The 14,554-nt window shown below is 64.4% G+C and carries 13 protein-coding genes; 4 read left to right on the forward strand and 9 right to left on the reverse strand.

Annotated features, from left to right (window positions below; genetic code table 11):
• Nucleotides 1-4: 4 nt before the first annotated feature.
• The 4 genes from yidC to rpmH are packed head-to-tail and all read right to left on the reverse strand — an operon-like array spanning nt 5 to nt 2,620.
• Nucleotides 5-1,825: a membrane protein insertase YidC gene (yidC, locus tag ACEQZY_RS09855; RefSeq protein ID WP_341704550.1), complete on the reverse strand. Its 1,821-nt coding sequence runs from the start codon at nt 1,823-1,825 to the stop codon at nt 5-7.
• The gene (gene yidD / locus ACEQZY_RS09860; RefSeq protein WP_370153929.1) at nt 1,825-2,073 is read right to left on the reverse strand and encodes a membrane protein insertion efficiency factor YidD; all 249 of its coding nucleotides are present in this window, start codon (nt 2,071-2,073) and stop codon (nt 1,825-1,827) included. The genes yidC and yidD overlap by 1 nt, the downstream gene beginning before the upstream one ends.
• Nucleotides 2,070-2,474: a ribonuclease P protein component gene (gene rnpA / locus ACEQZY_RS09865; protein WP_370153931.1), complete on the reverse strand. Its 405-nt coding sequence runs from the start codon at nt 2,472-2,474 to the stop codon at nt 2,070-2,072. The genes yidD and rnpA overlap by 4 nt, the downstream gene beginning before the upstream one ends.
• 11 nt (nt 2,475-2,485) lie before the next feature.
• Nucleotides 2,486-2,620, reverse strand: a complete 135-nt coding sequence (gene rpmH, locus ACEQZY_RS09870; protein ID WP_341704183.1) for a 50S ribosomal protein L34 — start codon at nt 2,618-2,620, stop codon at nt 2,486-2,488.
• Between the two features lie 259 nt (nt 2,621-2,879).
• On the opposite strand from rpmH, the gene rpmB reads away from it, so the two are divergent.
• Entirely contained in the window at nt 2,880-3,176 is a 297-nt protein-coding gene (rpmB, locus tag ACEQZY_RS09875; protein WP_341704181.1) for a 50S ribosomal protein L28, read from the forward strand.
• Nucleotides 3,177-3,261: 85 nt separating this feature from the next.
• On the opposite strand, the gene ACEQZY_RS09880 is transcribed toward rpmB, so the two are convergent.
• Nucleotides 3,262-4,245 carry an esterase-like activity of phytase family protein gene (locus ACEQZY_RS09880; RefSeq protein WP_372530177.1) on the reverse strand — a complete coding sequence of 328 codons (984 nt, stop codon included), beginning with the start codon at nt 4,243-4,245 and terminating at the stop codon, nt 3,262-3,264.
• Nucleotides 4,246-4,319: 74 nt separating this feature from the next.
• On the opposite strand from ACEQZY_RS09880, the gene ACEQZY_RS09885 reads away from it, so the two are divergent.
• Nucleotides 4,320-9,251 carry a PAS-domain containing protein gene (locus ACEQZY_RS09885; RefSeq protein ID WP_370153935.1) on the forward strand — a complete coding sequence of 1,644 codons (4,932 nt, stop codon included), beginning with the start codon at nt 4,320-4,322 and terminating at the stop codon, nt 9,249-9,251.
• A 37-nt stretch (nt 9,252-9,288) separates the two neighbouring features.
• Here ACEQZY_RS09885 and cobT read toward each other — a convergent pair whose 3' ends face one another.
• Genes cobT through ACEQZY_RS09900 form a run of 3 tightly spaced genes read right to left on the reverse strand, consistent with a single transcriptional unit; the run spans nt 9,289 to nt 12,840 of the window.
• Nucleotides 9,289-11,160: a cobaltochelatase subunit CobT gene (cobT, locus tag ACEQZY_RS09890; protein WP_370153937.1), complete on the reverse strand. Its 1,872-nt coding sequence runs from the start codon at nt 11,158-11,160 to the stop codon at nt 9,289-9,291.
• Between the two features lie 18 nt (nt 11,161-11,178).
• Nucleotides 11,179-12,180 (reverse strand): cobaltochelatase subunit CobS, encoded by a 1,002-nt coding sequence (gene cobS / locus ACEQZY_RS09895; protein ID WP_341704176.1) that lies wholly within the window; start codon nt 12,178-12,180, stop codon nt 11,179-11,181.
• Nucleotides 12,181-12,234: 54 nt separating this feature from the next.
• The gene (locus ACEQZY_RS09900) at nt 12,235-12,840 is read right to left on the reverse strand and encodes a DnaJ domain-containing protein (protein WP_341704175.1); all 606 of its coding nucleotides are present in this window, start codon (nt 12,838-12,840) and stop codon (nt 12,235-12,237) included.
• Between the two features lie 104 nt (nt 12,841-12,944).
• On the opposite strand from ACEQZY_RS09900, the gene ACEQZY_RS09905 reads away from it, so the two are divergent.
• Together ACEQZY_RS09905 and ACEQZY_RS09910 are read left to right on the forward strand one after the other, a co-directional pair.
• The gene (locus ACEQZY_RS09905) at nt 12,945-13,217 is read left to right on the forward strand and encodes a BolA family protein (protein WP_370153940.1); all 273 of its coding nucleotides are present in this window, start codon (nt 12,945-12,947) and stop codon (nt 13,215-13,217) included.
• Nucleotides 13,218-13,364: 147 nt separating this feature from the next.
• The gene (locus ACEQZY_RS09910; RefSeq protein ID WP_370153942.1) at nt 13,365-13,709 is read left to right on the forward strand and encodes a ribbon-helix-helix domain-containing protein; all 345 of its coding nucleotides are present in this window, start codon (nt 13,365-13,367) and stop codon (nt 13,707-13,709) included.
• On the opposite strand, the gene ACEQZY_RS09915 is transcribed toward ACEQZY_RS09910, so the two are convergent.
• The gene (locus tag ACEQZY_RS09915) at nt 13,663-14,553 is read right to left on the reverse strand and encodes an AEC family transporter (RefSeq protein WP_370153944.1); all 891 of its coding nucleotides are present in this window, start codon (nt 14,551-14,553) and stop codon (nt 13,663-13,665) included. The two genes, ACEQZY_RS09910 and ACEQZY_RS09915, sit on opposite strands and share 47 nt — an antisense overlap.
• Between the last annotated feature and the right edge of the window lies 1 nt (nt 14,554).

The raw sequence follows: 14,554 nt of genomic DNA on the forward strand, positions 1-14,554 counted from the left end.
GCGGTTACTTCTTCGGCTTGGCGGCCTTGGGGGCCGGCGGTTCGGGTTTTTCGGCGCCGCCGCCGATCTTCACGCCCATCCGCCTCATGATCACATACTGCTGGAGGATGCTCAGGGTATTGTTCCAGCTCCAGTAGATCACCAGGCCGGCCGCGAAATGCCCGAGCATGAAGGTGAAGACGACCGGCATCAGGGCAAAGATCTTCTGCTGCACCGGGTCCGGCGGCGTCGGGTTCATCTTCATCTGCAGATACATCGAGATGCCCATGATGATCGGCCAGACGCCGATCGAGATCACTGCCAGCGGCCCGAGCGCCGGCACATCCCAGGGCAGCAGGCCGAAACCATTCAGCCATGAGGTGGGGTCCGGCGCCGAGAGATCATGAATCCAGCCATAAAACGGCGCATGCCGCATCTCGATGGCGATGTAGAGCACCTTGTAGAGGGCAAAGAAGACCGGAATCTGCAGCAGGATCGGCAGGCAGCCCGCTGCCGGATTGACCTTCTCCTTCTTGTAGAGGGCCATCAGCTCCTTCTGCATCATTTCGCGATTGTCGGCATAGCGCTCGCGCAGCTTGGTCATTTCCGGCTGCAGCTTCTTCATCGCGCTCATCGCGACGTAAGACTTGTAGGCCAGCGGGAAGAACAGCAGCTTGACGATGACGGTGACCGCCAGCATGGCGAGGCCGATGCTGCCGAGCAGGGCATGCAGGTTGTCGATTGCCCAGAACATCGGCCGGGTCAGGAAATGGAACCAGCCCCAGTCGATCGCAAGTTCAAACCGGGCGATATTCTTCTCCCGCTCGTAGCGGTCGATCAGCTTCACTTCCTTGGCACCGGCAAACAGCAGGCTGGTGCTGCGCACCGACTGACCCGGGTCCAGCGCCATGCCGCCGCCGAGATAATCGGCCTGGTACAGGTCAGTCCCGCTTGCCGCCTTGCTGTGGCTGAAGCGCGCCTTCACACTCTGCTTGTCGCCGGGAACCAGCGCTGTCAGCCAGTATTTGTCGGTCAGGCCGAGCCAGCCACCGACGCTGTTGAATTCACGCGCGGAATCGCCAGCGATGTCGCTGTAGGTGAAATCCTTCAGCGTGCCGTTGTCGTCGCCGGTTTCCCGGAACACGCCAAGCGGCCCTTCATGCAGGATGTAGAGGCCGTCGGTTGTCGGCGTGCCATGGCGCGAAACCAGCGCATAGGGGAACAGCGTCACTGCCCTGTCGCCCTTGTTCTCGACGGTCTGGGTGACGGTGAAGAGGTAATTGTCATCGACCGCGATGCTGCGGCTGAACACAAGGCCCTGACCATTATCCCAGGTCAGGGTCACGGGCTGGGCCGGCGTCAGCGTGTCGCGGTCCGCAGTCCAGAGTGTCTTGCCGTCGGGCAGTGCCACGCCGCTGCCCTGGGCGGTCCAGCCGAATTCGGCATAATAGGGCTGCGGGCCGCCGGCCGGCGAGAACAGATGGATCGGCTGGCTGCCCGGCTTGATGGTTTCCTTGTATTCCGGCAGCACAATGTCGTCGATCCGCGCGCCGGTCAGGTTGATCGAGCCGATGACGCGCTTGCCGGCGATCTTCACCCGCGGATTGCCGGCCAGCGCGGCCTCGCGCGTCACCGCCGCTTCCGCCGGCTGCTGCGGCAGTCCGGGCAGCTGCGGCAGGCTGCCGGCAGCCGGGGCCTGGCCGCCGGCAGCCGGAGTCTGTGCCTGCTGGGTCGCCTGCTGCTCGCGCAGGCGATCCTGCCTCGGTTTTTCGATGAGCAGCTGGAAGCCGAGCAGGATCGCCACCGAAACGACGATCGCAATGATGAGATTCTTCTGGTCGGACATCAGACGGAACCTTGCTGTACGGATGAAGACGGCGGCACCGGGTCATAGCCGCTGCTGCCGAGGGGATGGCAGCGGGCCAGACGCCGCAGGGTCAGCCAGCCGCCGCGCACCGCGCCATGCCGTTCGAGAGCCTCGAGCGCATAGCAGGAGCAGGTCGGCTGGTAGCGGCAGTTATGACCGACCCACGGCGACAGGAACAAGCGGTAGGCCTGCACGGGCAGGGCCAGAAAGCGGGCCAGCGGCGTCATGTCGCGGCCTCCGGAGCGGCGACCGGCGTTGGGGCCGCCTGCCACAGGCGCAGTTTCTTCAGGGCGGCTTCAAGATCGCGCCGCAGATCGGCAAAGGGCCGGGCTGGCGTCGCCTGGCGGGCAACCAGCACATAATCATGGCCACGCGCGGCATGGCTCGACAGCATTTCGGCAGCCAGCGCCTTCAGGCGCCGCCGGGCGCGGTTGCGCAGCACGGCATTGCCGACCTTGCGCGAAGCCGTGAATCCGACGCGAAAGGCCGTGGCCGTTACAGTCGTATTGTCTGGTGGAGCGGGGGCGGCCTGCAGCAAGAGCCCCGGCAGCGCTACGCGCCGGTTGGCCGCCTGCACCCGGAGATAATCCGCGCGGCGGCGGAGTCGTTCGACGCCGCCCGACGCCATCGCGGCAAATCTTACGCCGAGAGCTTCTTGCGGCCCTGGGCGCGCCGGGCAGCGATCACCTTGCGGCCGCCTTTGGTGGCCATGCGCGCGCGGAAGCCGTGGCGACGCTTGCGCACCAGCTTGCTGGGTTGATAGGTCCGTTTCACAGCGGCTCTCCGTCTGACAGGCGTCTTTCCGCGGAAAACCGCCAAAGAAAGACACTTGAACGCACAAACAGGGGGCCCAAGCGGACCCCCGGCAAAATCGGTCCCGCTGTATACGGGCTCGCACCGGCAGAGTCAACGTGGTATTGGCCGCTTCCGCCCATGCTTTTTGCGGGCCCTTTGGTGTTGACGGCCGGGGGTCCAGCCCCTATAACCGGCCGCCAATTTTACGGAATCACTGGAAAGTCTTAAGAGGTTCACCATGGCTCGTCGCTGCGAAGTCACCGGCAAGGGCGTCCGGACCGGTAACAATGTCAGCCACGCCAACAACAAGACGCGGCGGCGCTTCCTGCCCAACCTGCATGTCGTTTCGCTGATCAGCGAGGCGCTGGGCCGGGATGTCACCCTGCGGGTGTCGTCGCATGGCCTGCGCTCGGTCGAGCATAACGGCGGCATCGACAACTGGCTGCTGAAGACCCGCGACGACCGCCTGTCGGACGACGCGAAGGTGCTGAAGCGCAAGATCAAGAAGGCACTGGCGGCCAAGCAGGCGGCCTGAGCCGCCCGTCCCGTCCGCACGGTTTTCCTGACGCCCGCCGGAGCCCGCTCCGGCGGGCGTTGCCGTTCGGCACCGGCAGCACCGGCTATTGCGGCTGCAGGCGGAAGACCATCAGCAGGGTCCGCTGCAGGGCATTCCGATTATCGTCGGACATGACATAGAACCAGACGCTGCCATCGGCGGCCGGTCGTGCGTCCAGGGCTTCCATGTTGTCGACAGAATATGGCCGCGCCAGTTCGGCCAGCAGCAGCGGCTGCCAGGCTTGGTCAGGCCCAGCGGCCTGCGTTGGTGGCAGCAGGCGCAGCCTTGCCCTGGGGCCGGCCAGCGGCCGGTAAAACCGCTCCAGCACCACCACGCTGCCATCGGGCAGGGCAACGGCATCGGTCGGCGCGAAGTCGTCGGCCAGCGGCCATGATCGCGCCCACCACTGCCCGCCGCGATGCAGCCAGGCAGCCCCGCGGCCTGTGGCGCTGACTTCCCCTTCGCTCAGCAGCAGCAATCCGTCGCCGGACAGCACCGCCATGGCCTCGATCCCGCCATTGGCCGGCTGGCCTGCCAGCGCATCCGGAAGCGCCACCACCCCGACGGCCCGCCCGCCCGGCTCGGCATAGCGCCAAATTCGGTGCCGGTGCTCGAAAGCGACCAGCCAGCCGCCATCCGCGGTTCTGCGCAGGGCTTCGGCATCGCTGTCGCGCTTGTCCTCCAGGATCCGGCCCTGCGCATCGCGCAGCGGCAGGATTTCAGCGCGGGCGACATGGCGCGGCAGGCCCATGGCATCGGTGTCGAAATCGAGACGCAGCCAGTGGCCGGTATCCGAGATCGCCCACAGCCCGCCGCCATCCGGATCCACCACGAGGCCGGAATAGCCGCCAAAACGCGAATCTTCGCTGGCCAGGACCAAACCACCCAGATAATCGAGGCGGCCGACCTGCCGCAGCGACGGATTCTGCGGATCAAGCACCAGTTCGGCATCGCGGACGGGAATCGGGCCGGCTGCAACCGGCGTCACGGGCGGCGCCAGCAGCAGTGCCAGAATTATCAAATGTTTACCTTGTGGCAAGACCGTCATGTTCTATGCTTTCCTGACACTTTTGCAACCTGCCGGGAGCCATGACGGCCTTACCCCGAGCTTCTTCCAGCCGCATGATGCGGGCGCCTGTCCTGTTTGTTGCCGGACTGCTGCTGCTGCTCGCCCTGATTCTCGGCGTCCAGTTATACCGCCAGCATCATGACGAAATCAGGGCCGCACAGGCGACGGCCCGTGCACTGACCACAACCCTGGAAGAGCATGCCGGCCGCAGTTTCAGCGCCGTTGATCTGTTTCTCAGCGATTTTGCAGATACCCTGAGCGGGCTGCCTGGCACGGTTCAGATCAACACGCGCTCCGCCCTGCGGGAACGGATGAACACCCGCCTGGCCGACCTGCCGCAGGTGCGCGCTTTCATCGTTCTGGATTCCAACGGCGATTCCGTTCTCGACAGTGCCAGCATCGCGCCACGGCCGTTCAACGGCGCCGACCGGGCCTACTTCCGTATCCATGCCGAGCGGCCCCATGCCGGTGTATTCATCAGCGAACCCCTGCTCAACCGCATCTCGAACCGCTGGATCATCAACGTCAGCCGCCGGGTGAACAATCCGGATGGCAGTTTCGGCGGCATCGTCGTTGCCGCCGTCGAGCCGGACTACTTCAAGGCCTTCTACCGCGATGCCCAGGTCTCGCCCGATACTCTCCTGACCCTGATCACCGAGAATGGCATCCGCGTCGCCCGCCTGCCCGACCTCGATACCGCGGCAGTCGGCAGCCAGGTCTCCGGCTGGAGGCAGGTCAGCCAGACAATCGGCGAGACTTCCCGCGGCGAGATCGTCAGTTCCGGCGACTTCGACGACACACCCCGCCTGATCGCCTATCGCCGGGTGTCCGGGTACCCCCTGCTGGTGGCGGCCGGAATATCCGAAAACCATGCGCTCGCCACCTGGCGCGAGAACCTGGTCTTCAGCGTGATTGCCCTGCTGCTGGCCGGGCTGGCAGCCGGCGGATTCCTGTTGATCCTGCAGCGCCAGATGTCCCGCGCCAGTGCCGCTGAAGTCCGGCTGTCCGAAGCCATAGAATCCCTGTCGGAGGGCTTTGTTTTGTTCGGCCGCGACGGCCGGATCGTTACCGTCAACCGGCGCTATTACGAACTGACCGGTCATGACCCTGCACAGATCGGCCGCGGCACCCATAACGACGACATCCTCGACAGTATCCTTGCCATCGGGCGGGAGAACGACCGCGTCGCTGAAGCCGAGGCCTATACGGCCACATTGCGTGCCGACTTCGAGGCACCGAGCGGCCGGCCCTTCGATATCGAGGCCCGGCCCGGATACTGGCTGCGTACCGTCCGCCATCGCACGGCTGACGGCGACGTGATCAGTATTGTTTCCGACATCTCCGATCTCGTCGTTACCAAGCAGCGCATGACCGATGCCGTCGAAGCGATGACGGATGGCTTCATGCTGTTCGATCGCAGTGACAATCTCGTGCTGTCCAATCGCCGCAGCATAGAATTGCTGCCTGCTTTGGCGCATTTCCCGGGTGACCAGAAAATCCCGTTCGATCGCATCCTCGAGGCGGTGGCGACTGATGTCGGCCCATACTCGACACCGGAAATCCGCGCCCGCCATCTGGAGCACCGTCAGCGCGTGTTGCGCGAACGCCGTGAGGGTTATGAATTCGAAACCCGGCTGGAGAATGGCCGATGGTTGCGGTTTACCGTCAATCCGACACGCGATGGCGGCGCCGTCGACATCATCACCGACATCACCGCGCTGAAACAGGCCGAGCAGCGTCTGCGCGATGCAATCGAGAGCCTGTCCGAAGGTTTCACCCTGTATGGACCGGACAACCGGCTGCGCATGGCCAATCGCCGCTTCTACGAACTGACCGGCCATGATCCGGCCCTGGTGACTGTCGGCACCCCCTACAGCGAGGTTGCCCGCCATATCGCCGAGAAGCGGCGGCAGGTCTGGGGCAAAGTCCCCGATGATGACTTTGTCGACCGCCTGATCAGCGACTTCGCCGATCCGGCTGGCCGGCCTGTCGACGGAGAAAACACGCCGGGCCGCTGGCTGCGCAACGTCCGTCACCGCACATCTGATGGCAGCACGATTTCTGTTATCTATGACATCACCGACCTGAAGACGGCCGAGCTGGTGCTCGCTGATGCCTTTGCCAGCATCGGCGACGGCATCCTTCTATACGATGCCAATGACCGGATCGTGATGGTTAACCAGAGATTCTACGAAATCACAGGGCACGATCCGGACATAATCAAGCCCGGATCAAGCTTCGAGGACATCATGTCGATCCTCGTGAACCGGAACCGGCAGCGCAATCCGGATTTTGATGCCGAGACATTCCTTGGAATACGCCGTCAGGAGTTCCGCGACATTACCGGCCAGCCGCTGGACGTCAACGGCACCGTCAACGGGGAACCCAACAAATGGGTCCGCGTTACCCGCAAGCGCACCTCGACCGGCGGCAAAATCAGCCTGTTCGCCGACATTTCCGACCTCAAGCTGGCCGAACAACGCCTGCGCGACGCCATCGAGACGCTCGACGAGGGCTTCCTGCTCTATGATCGCAACGGCTACCTGCTGATGGCCAATCGCCGGTATTATGAGACGACCCGCCAGGATCCTGAGCGGGTGAAACCCGGCATTCATTTCACCGACATCATGCGCCTGACTGTGGAGCGCGAGAATTATGCTGAAGACTTCGACAAGGAAGCCTATGTCGAAAAGCTGACGCAGGAATTCTGGCAGCCGACCGGCAATCCCGTAGATGCCGAGCCTTTCCCCGGCGTCTGGCTGCGCATGATCCGCCGTCGCACCGCCGATGGCGGCGTCATCACCGTCTTCGGCGATATCAGCGACCTGAAACGGGCCGAACAGCGCCTGCGCGAGGCCATCGAGGCCACCAACGAAGGTTTCATCCTGTATGATGTCGACGACCGGATCGTCCTGTTTAACCAGCGGTTCGTGGAATACTACTGGATTTTGGCCGATGTCATTCGCCCCGGCGCACGGTTCGAAGACATCCTGCGTGCCGGCCTGACCCGCGGACTCTTTCCGGCACCGGCCGGCGGCGAGGAAGCCTGGATCGCCGAGCGGCTGAACAGCCATCGCAACCCGCAAGGGCCGATCGAGCGCCATCTGGAAGACGGACGCTGGATTCTGATCCGCGAGCAGCGCACCGCGGAAGGTGGCATTGTCGGCATCGGGACCGACATCACCGCTTTGAAGCAGGCGGAGCAGAAGCTGCGTGACGCCATTGAAGCGATTGACGAGGGCTTTGTCCTGTACGACAGCGAAGATCGCATCGTCATGTTCAACCAGCGCCTTGTCGACTATTACCCGGATATGAAGGGCTTCCTGAAGCCTGGCATGACCTTCGAGGAGGTCATGCGCGGTCGGGTCAGCGCCGGCCAGTTTGATATAGAGGGAGATGTCGAGACCTGGATTGCCGAACGGATACGGGCGCACCGCCATCCCGGTGCAGTGATGGAGCGGCACACCCGTGAAGGCCTGTGGTTGCTGGTGCAGGAGCGCCGCACAGCTGACGGCGGTATTGTCAGCGTCGCCCGCGACATCACTTCCCTGAAAAAGACCCAGACCGCCCTGGAAACGCATATTGCCGGACAGCAGGCTGCCATGCGGCAGATCGAGCAGCAGGCCTTCCAGCTACGCGCCCTTGCCGACAGCTATGCCATTGAGAAGGAGCGTGCCGAGGAAGCCAACCGGGCGAAATCCGAATTCCTCGCCATGATGAGCCATGAAATCCGCACGCCGATGAACGGTGTGCTTGGCACTATCGGCCTGATGCTGAATACCGATCTGACCCCGCATCAGGCCAAGCTGCTGTCGACAGCCCGCGGTTCGGCGGAGCATCTTCTGGCACTGATCAACGACATTCTCGATTTCTCGAAGCTGGAAGCTGGCCGCATTACTCTTGAAGATATCGATTTCGACCTGCCGCACCTGGTCGAGAGCATCATTTCGATGATGAACCCGCGTGCCGTCATGAAAGGGCTGCGCCTGTCCGCCAGCGTGCCTGCCGAAGTGCCGCGCTTCCTGAAAGGCGATACCGGTCGGCTGCGCCAGATCATCCTCAATCTGGTCGGAAACGCCATCAAGTTCACTGCAAGGGGTGACGTCGCGATCGTGGTCGACAGCGCCCCGGAAGCCGACGGCCGGCACCGGATCACATTCCGGGTCCGCGACACCGGCATCGGGATCGCCGCCGACAAGGTTGACCAGCTGTTCGGACGTTTCAGCCAGGCCGACAGCTCGATTGCCCGGCGCTTCGGCGGTACCGGACTCGGCCTTGCCATCTCCAAACAGCTGGTGGAACTGATGGGCGGCCGGATCTGGGTCGACAGCGTCGAAGGTGAAGGCAGCACTTTCTCGTTCACCGTCACCCTGGCCACGGGCGAAGCCATCGTGGAGACCGCCCAGCCGGAGATCGCCGAAGGGCCGGCAACCCAGCGACTTCTCCGCATCCTGGTCGCTGAGGATAACCAGGTGAACCAGATGGTGATCGGCCTGATGCTGCGCCAGCTGGGGCACCAGATCGATATGGTCAACAACGGCCAGGAGGCCTGCGAGCAGGTGCAGAAGGCACCCTACGACCTCATCCTGATGGATGTGCAGATGCCGGAAATGGATGGGCTGACAGCAACCCGCACGATCCGCGCCCTGCCCGGAAAGGTCGCGGGTATTCCCATCGTGGCCTTGACCGCAAATGCCATGGAGGGCGACCGCGAGGCCTATCTGGCGGCCGGGATGGACGACTATGCGGCCAAGCCGATTGCACTGCCGCAGCTGATAGCCGCCATGAACCGGGCTCTCGGCGGCACGGCAACGCCGGATGCCACACAGCCGGATATTGCACCACCGGATGGTGCACCGCCTGGCAACACGGCAGCACCACAACCGCCCGCAGAGGCGCAAAAGCAGGCCCCGACTGGCGGGCTCAGCGACAGCGCCCGGGCCGGCCTTGGCAACCTGCTGTCTTCCCTAAAGAAACTGAACTGAACTGCCGGGTCGGGTGCCGCGGCATCAGATCGCGGCGTCAGGCGGCGCGCCGGGAACCACGCGTGGTACCGGTCCGGATCGGCGGCGCTTCATCGAACAGCTCGGCCAGCTTTTCCATCATCACACCGCCGAGCTGCTCGGCATCGACAATGGTGACGGCGCGCTTGTAATAGCGGGTGACGTCATGACCGATACCGATCGCGGTCAGCTCGACCGGCGAGCGCTTCTCGATCCATTCGATCACCTCGCGCAGATGGCGGTCCAGATAGTTGCCCGGATTGACCGAAAGCGTCGAATCGTCAACCGGTGCGCCATCCGAAATGACCATCAGAATGCGCCGCTGCTCGGGGCGCGCCAGCAGGCGGTCATGCGCCCACAGCAGCGCCTCGCCGTCGATATTCTCCTTCAGCAGACCCTCGCGCAGCATCAGGCCGAGGTTGCGGCGCGCACGGCGCCAGGGCTGGTCCCCGCCCTTGTAAACGATATGGCGCAGGTCGTTGAGACGGCCCGGCTGCGGCGGCTTGTTGTCGGACAGCCATTTTTCGCGGCTCTGGCCGCCCTTCCAGGCGCGGGTGGTGAAGCCGAGAATCTCCACTTTCACCGCGCAGCGCTCCAGCGTGCGGGCGAGGATGTCGGCACACATGGCCGCAACAGTGATCGGGCGGCCGCGCATCGAACCGGAATTGTCGATCAGCAGGGTCACCACGGTGTCGCGGAACTCGGTGTCGCTTTCCTGCTTGTAGCTGAGCGGCAGGGTCGGGTTGGCAACCACGCGGGCCAGCCGCGCCGCGTCGAGAATGCCTTCCTCAAGATCGAAATGCCACGACCGCGTCTGCTTCGCCAGCAGCCGGCGCTGCAGCCGGTTGGCCAGCTTTCCGACCACCGACTGCAGGTGGCTGAGCTGCTGGTCGAGATGGTGCCGCAGCCGCGCCAGCTCCTCGGTATCGCAAAGATCGTCGGCGCCGACCACCTCGTCGAACTGCCGGGTATAGGCCTTGTAGGCGGCTTCGCGGTTGTGGCCGGCCATGTCGGCGCCCGGCGGCCGGCGGCCCTTGCCGGCCTCCTCGCCAGAACCGGCGACTTCCTGCTCCATGCCGGCATCGGCTTCCATCTCGACGGCCTCGCCGCCGGCGGCATCGGCCGCATCGGCCTGCTGCATGCCGCTGGACGCCGCCTCGCCCTGCTCGGAGTCTTCGCCATCGGACTGGCTCTGCGGCTGCTGGCCGTCGGCATTGTCGTCCTCGCCCTCATCCTCGTCATTGAGGTCGCCGCTTTCATCGTCGGCGAGGTCGAGATCCCGGATCAGCTTGCGGGCCACTTTGGCAAAGGCGCGCTGGTCGTCGATGCGCGCCAGCATCTGGTCAAGGTCGGTACCGCCCTTGTCCTCGATCCAGTCGCGCCAGCATTCCACCATCTGCCGGGCCGCCGCCGGCACCGGCTGTCCGGTCAGCCGTTCGCGGGCCAGCAGCCCGAGCACATCGGCCAGCGGTGCCTCGGAGCGGTCCTTGACCTTGGCATAACCGCGGCTCTTGCAGCGGTCGTCCAGCGCGGCATTCAGGTTATGCGCCACGCCGGCCATGCGGTTGCTGCCGATCGCCTCGACCCGGGCCTGCTCGACGGCATCGAAAACCGCGCGGGCCGTGCCGCCCTGGGGCAGCAGCCTGGCATGCACGCTGTCATCGTGGTGGCGCAGGCGCAGGGCCATGGCGTCGGCCATGCCACGGATCTGAGCCACTTCCGCCGCCGGCAGGTCGCGGCCCGGCACCGGCAGGCGGGCGCGCTTGCCGCGCAGGCCCGGCGTTTCCGGCCCGTAACTGACCTGCAGGTCGCGGTCATGCGAGATCGCCCGCGTCGCCGCGGTCAGGGCACGCTTGAACGGTTCGATCGGGCTTTCCGGCTTACCCGCCATGCCTGGGCTCCCCGCCCCTTACTTCAGGTCTGCCTTGGCAGCGGTTTCCGGCAGATCCTCGCCGAAGCAGCGCTGGTAGTATTCGGCCACCATCGGCCGCTCCAGTTCGTCGCATTTGTTGAGGAAGGTCAGCCGGAAGGCGAAACCGACATCGCCGAAGATGCGGGCATTCTCGGCCCAGGTGATCACCGTGCGCGGGCTCATCACCGTCGAGATGTCGCCGTTGATGAAACCGGCACGGGTCAACTCGGCCACCGCCACCATGTTCTGTACGGTCTTGCGCCCCTGCTCGCCGGTATAGGCCGGCGACTTGGCCAGCACGATGGCAACCTCGTCATCAGCCGCCAGGTAGTTCAGCGTGCAGACAATGCTCCAGCGGTCCATCTGACCCTGGTTGATCTGCTGGGTGCCGTGATAGAGCCCGGTGGTGTCGCCGAGGCCGATCGTGTTGGCGGTCGAGAACAGGCGGAAGGCCTTGTGCGGGCGGATCACGCGGTTCTGGTCCAGCAGGGTCAGCTTGCCCTCGACCTCGAGGATGCGCTGGATCACGAACATCACGTCCGGCCGGCCGGCATCGTATTCGTCGAATACCAGCGCCACCGGCGACTGCAGCGCCCAGGGCAGGATGCCTTCACGGAATTCGGTGACCTGCTTACCGTCGCGCAAAACGATGGCGTCCTTGCCGACAAGGTCGATACGGCTGATATGGCTGTCGAGATTGATGCGCACGCAGGGCCAGTTCAGGCGGGCGGCGACCTGCTCGATATGGGTGGACTTGCCGGTGCCGTGATAGCCCTGCACCATCACGCGGCGGTTGTAGGCGAAGCCGGCCAGGATGGCGAGCGTGGTTTCGCGATCGAAGCGGTAGGCGGGATCGAGATCCGGCACATGCTCGCTCGGCTGGCTGAAGGCCGGCACCTGCATGTCGCTGTCGATACCGAAGACGTCGCGCACGGAAATGGTGATATCCGGCGTGTCGCTCGCCGGCGCGGAAACTGGCTTGGTCTGAAGGGCCGTCATCGTCACTCTCGGGGTTTTCTTGGGCTTAACTGGCCGTCTGGGAGGAATATGGGGTCAAGTATAACCGCGCGTCTGCAGATAGGCATAGGCTTGGTTGACCGTTTTCAGCCTTTCTTCCGCGGCCTTGTCGCCGCCATTCGCGTCCGGGTGGTAGCGTTTCACCATGACCTTGTACTGCGCCTTCAGCTCGGCCTTCCGCAACGGCAGCGACAGGGTTCCGAGATCGAAGCCCAGTATCGTCAGGGCCTCGCGCTCGCGCGGATGCAGGCGCAGTTCGGCATGGGATTTGCGGCGGGCCGCGCCCAGCGTGATGCCGACCTCGGCCAGCAGGCCGAGATCATCCTTCACCCAGACCTGCGGCTCCTCGCGCTGCGGCTTGGTGCCGAGCCGCCAGGTCGGGCGGTGACCGAGCACGTCCTCGCGCTGATAGCGCAGGATGTCGTCGTCGGTCATGCCGCGGAAGAAATCCCAGCCGGCATTGTACTGGCGCACATGGTCGAGACAGAAATGCCAGCGCCCGTCGCGCGGCTCGCGGCTTTTCGGCGCCGGAAATCTGCCTTCCGCGCTGCATTCCGGATGATCGCAGCGGCGCGCGGCCGCAGCGGGGCCGAACGCGGCCTCGGCAAAAATCCGGCGCTGGGCGGAACGGGCTCGGGTCATGATGCCCAGAGTATGGGTTGCCGGGCAGGCACTGGCAAGGTGATTGCCGCTGCCTTACCTTCGGGCCTGCATTGTATTTTTCTCAATGGTTCAGGGATTTTCCGATGTCGATCGCAGGCCGCATCACCGACAAGCTGACCGCCGCCCTGGCACCGCTGCGGCTGGAGCTCGAGGACGAATCCGCCCGCCATGCCGGCCATGCCGCCATGAAGGGGCTGGCGGCTGGAGAGACCCATTTCCGGCTGACCGTGGTTTCCGCCCAGTTTGCCGGCCTCGGCCGGTTGCAGCGGCAGCGGCTGGTGAACCGGATTCTGGCCGAGGAGCTGGCTGGTCCGGTTCATGCCCTTGCCATTACCGCACTCGCTCCTGACGAGTAAACGGCGCCCTCCACCCACGCAAATCCTTGATTTTTATAAGGTCATACTGGTGTAGCTGGCGAATATTGCAATCTGGCGATTCATTTTATTGCGGGACCACAACCTTATTATTTGAAAAATCCGGAAAGAGATATTATGGGTTGTGCCATGCCAGTGACACGCCAACCTGCCCATAGCGACCAGCCGGTGAACGGCCCCAGCCTCGTCACCCGCAACCTGCGGCTGGACCGCGGCCGCACCAGCATCCGCCTCGAACAGGTGGAATGGGCCGCACTGGACACCATCTGCCGCACCGAGGGCATCGACCGCCATGCCTTTGCCACCCGGGTCGACCGCGATCCGCTGCGGCATGAGAAGACACTGACCTCGCGGGTGCGCAGCGCCATCCTCGCCTATTTCATGTCCCGCGCCGGCATGGCCATGGCCGATGCCGGCAATCCGGCCTTCAGGCCAGGACGAGCAGGATCAGGACAGGAAGAGTCGCGAAGCTGAGCAGGGTCGACAGCACGACCAGGCTGGCCACGGCTTCCGGATCGCGGTTGTAGCGCGCGGCGAAAACGTAATTCACCACCGCCACCGGCATGGCGCACTGGATGATGAAAACGCCGCGGGCAGCGCCCTCGAGCCCCAGCAGCGTCGCCAGACCGAAACCGACACCAAGCCCAAGCCCAAGTCGCAGCACCGACAGGATCGCGCCCTGTTTCAGGTCGCGCACCTTCAGGTTCGCCAGCGACACCCCGAGGGTCAGCAGCATCAGCGGGATCGCGATCCCCCCGGCCACCTGCAGGCTGCGCATGATCCAGACCGGCGGATGCAGGCCGCCGAGATTGCCGGCAATGCCGATCAGCACGGCATAGATCATCGGCGAGGCGATCACCGCCCGCAGATTGCCGCGCCCCGCCAGCAGCGACTGGCCCAGTGTGAAATTGCCCAGCGACGAGACGGCGAAAAACAGGATGCCCAGCGCCAGGCCGGGCTGGCCAAAGGCAAACAGACAGAGCGACAGGCCGGCATTGCCGGCATTGGGAAAGGTCAGCGACGAGACGAAGCTGCGCACCGGCATATCCAGCAGCCGCAGCATCACGGCACTGACGGCCATGAAGCTGGCCAGCGCCAGGAAGGCAGCCAGCGTCATGGTGCCGATCATCGTGTGGTCGACCTCGGCATTCAGCAAAGTGTGGATCACCAGGCAGGGCGTACCGATATTGGTGGCCAGAAGACTGACCGTCTCGACCTGGAAAGGCCGCCCGCGCTTGGCCCAGATGAAGCCGATGCCCGCCAGCACGAAAAGCGGCGCGATGACCGAAAACACCTCGGCGATGAGGGAAAACGACATG

Origin of the sequence: Ferrovibrio sp., from assembly GCF_964218355.1 — a bacterium.
Lineage (GTDB): Bacteria > Pseudomonadota > Alphaproteobacteria > Ferrovibrionales > Ferrovibrionaceae > Ferrovibrio.

Bases quoted from the DNA above. Each gene is read 5' to 3' on its own strand.
- ACEQZY_RS09900 (WP_341704175.1), bottom strand. From the start codon at position 12,840: ATGACCCGAGCCCGTTCCGCCCAGCGCCGGATTTTTGCCGAGGCCGCG.
- ACEQZY_RS09905 (WP_370153940.1), top strand. From the start codon at position 12,945: ATGTCGATCGCAGGCCGCATCACCGACAAGCTGACCGCCGCCCTGGCA.
- ACEQZY_RS09885 (WP_370153935.1), top strand. From the start codon at position 4,320: ATGATGCGGGCGCCTGTCCTGTTTGTTGCCGGACTGCTGCTGCTGCTC.
- rpmB (WP_341704181.1), top strand. From the start codon at position 2,880: ATGGCTCGTCGCTGCGAAGTCACCGGCAAGGGCGTCCGGACCGGTAAC.
- cobS (WP_341704176.1), bottom strand. From the start codon at position 12,180: ATGACGGCCCTTCAGACCAAGCCAGTTTCCGCGCCGGCGAGCGACACG.
- yidD (WP_370153929.1), bottom strand. From the start codon at position 2,073: ATGACGCCGCTGGCCCGCTTTCTGGCCCTGCCCGTGCAGGCCTACCGC.
- ACEQZY_RS09880 (WP_372530177.1), bottom strand. From the start codon at position 4,245: ATGACGGTCTTGCCACAAGGTAAACATTTGATAATTCTGGCACTGCTG.
- ACEQZY_RS09915 (WP_370153944.1), bottom strand. From the start codon at position 14,553: ATGTCGTTTTCCCTCATCGCCGAGGTGTTTTCGGTCATCGCGCCGCTT.
- yidC (WP_341704550.1), bottom strand. From the start codon at position 1,825: ATGTCCGACCAGAAGAATCTCATCATTGCGATCGTCGTTTCGGTGGCG.
- cobT (WP_370153937.1), bottom strand. From the start codon at position 11,160: ATGGCGGGTAAGCCGGAAAGCCCGATCGAACCGTTCAAGCGTGCCCTG.
- ACEQZY_RS09910 (WP_370153942.1), top strand. From the start codon at position 13,365: ATGCCAGTGACACGCCAACCTGCCCATAGCGACCAGCCGGTGAACGGC.
- rnpA (WP_370153931.1), bottom strand. From the start codon at position 2,474: ATGGCGTCGGGCGGCGTCGAACGACTCCGCCGCCGCGCGGATTATCTC.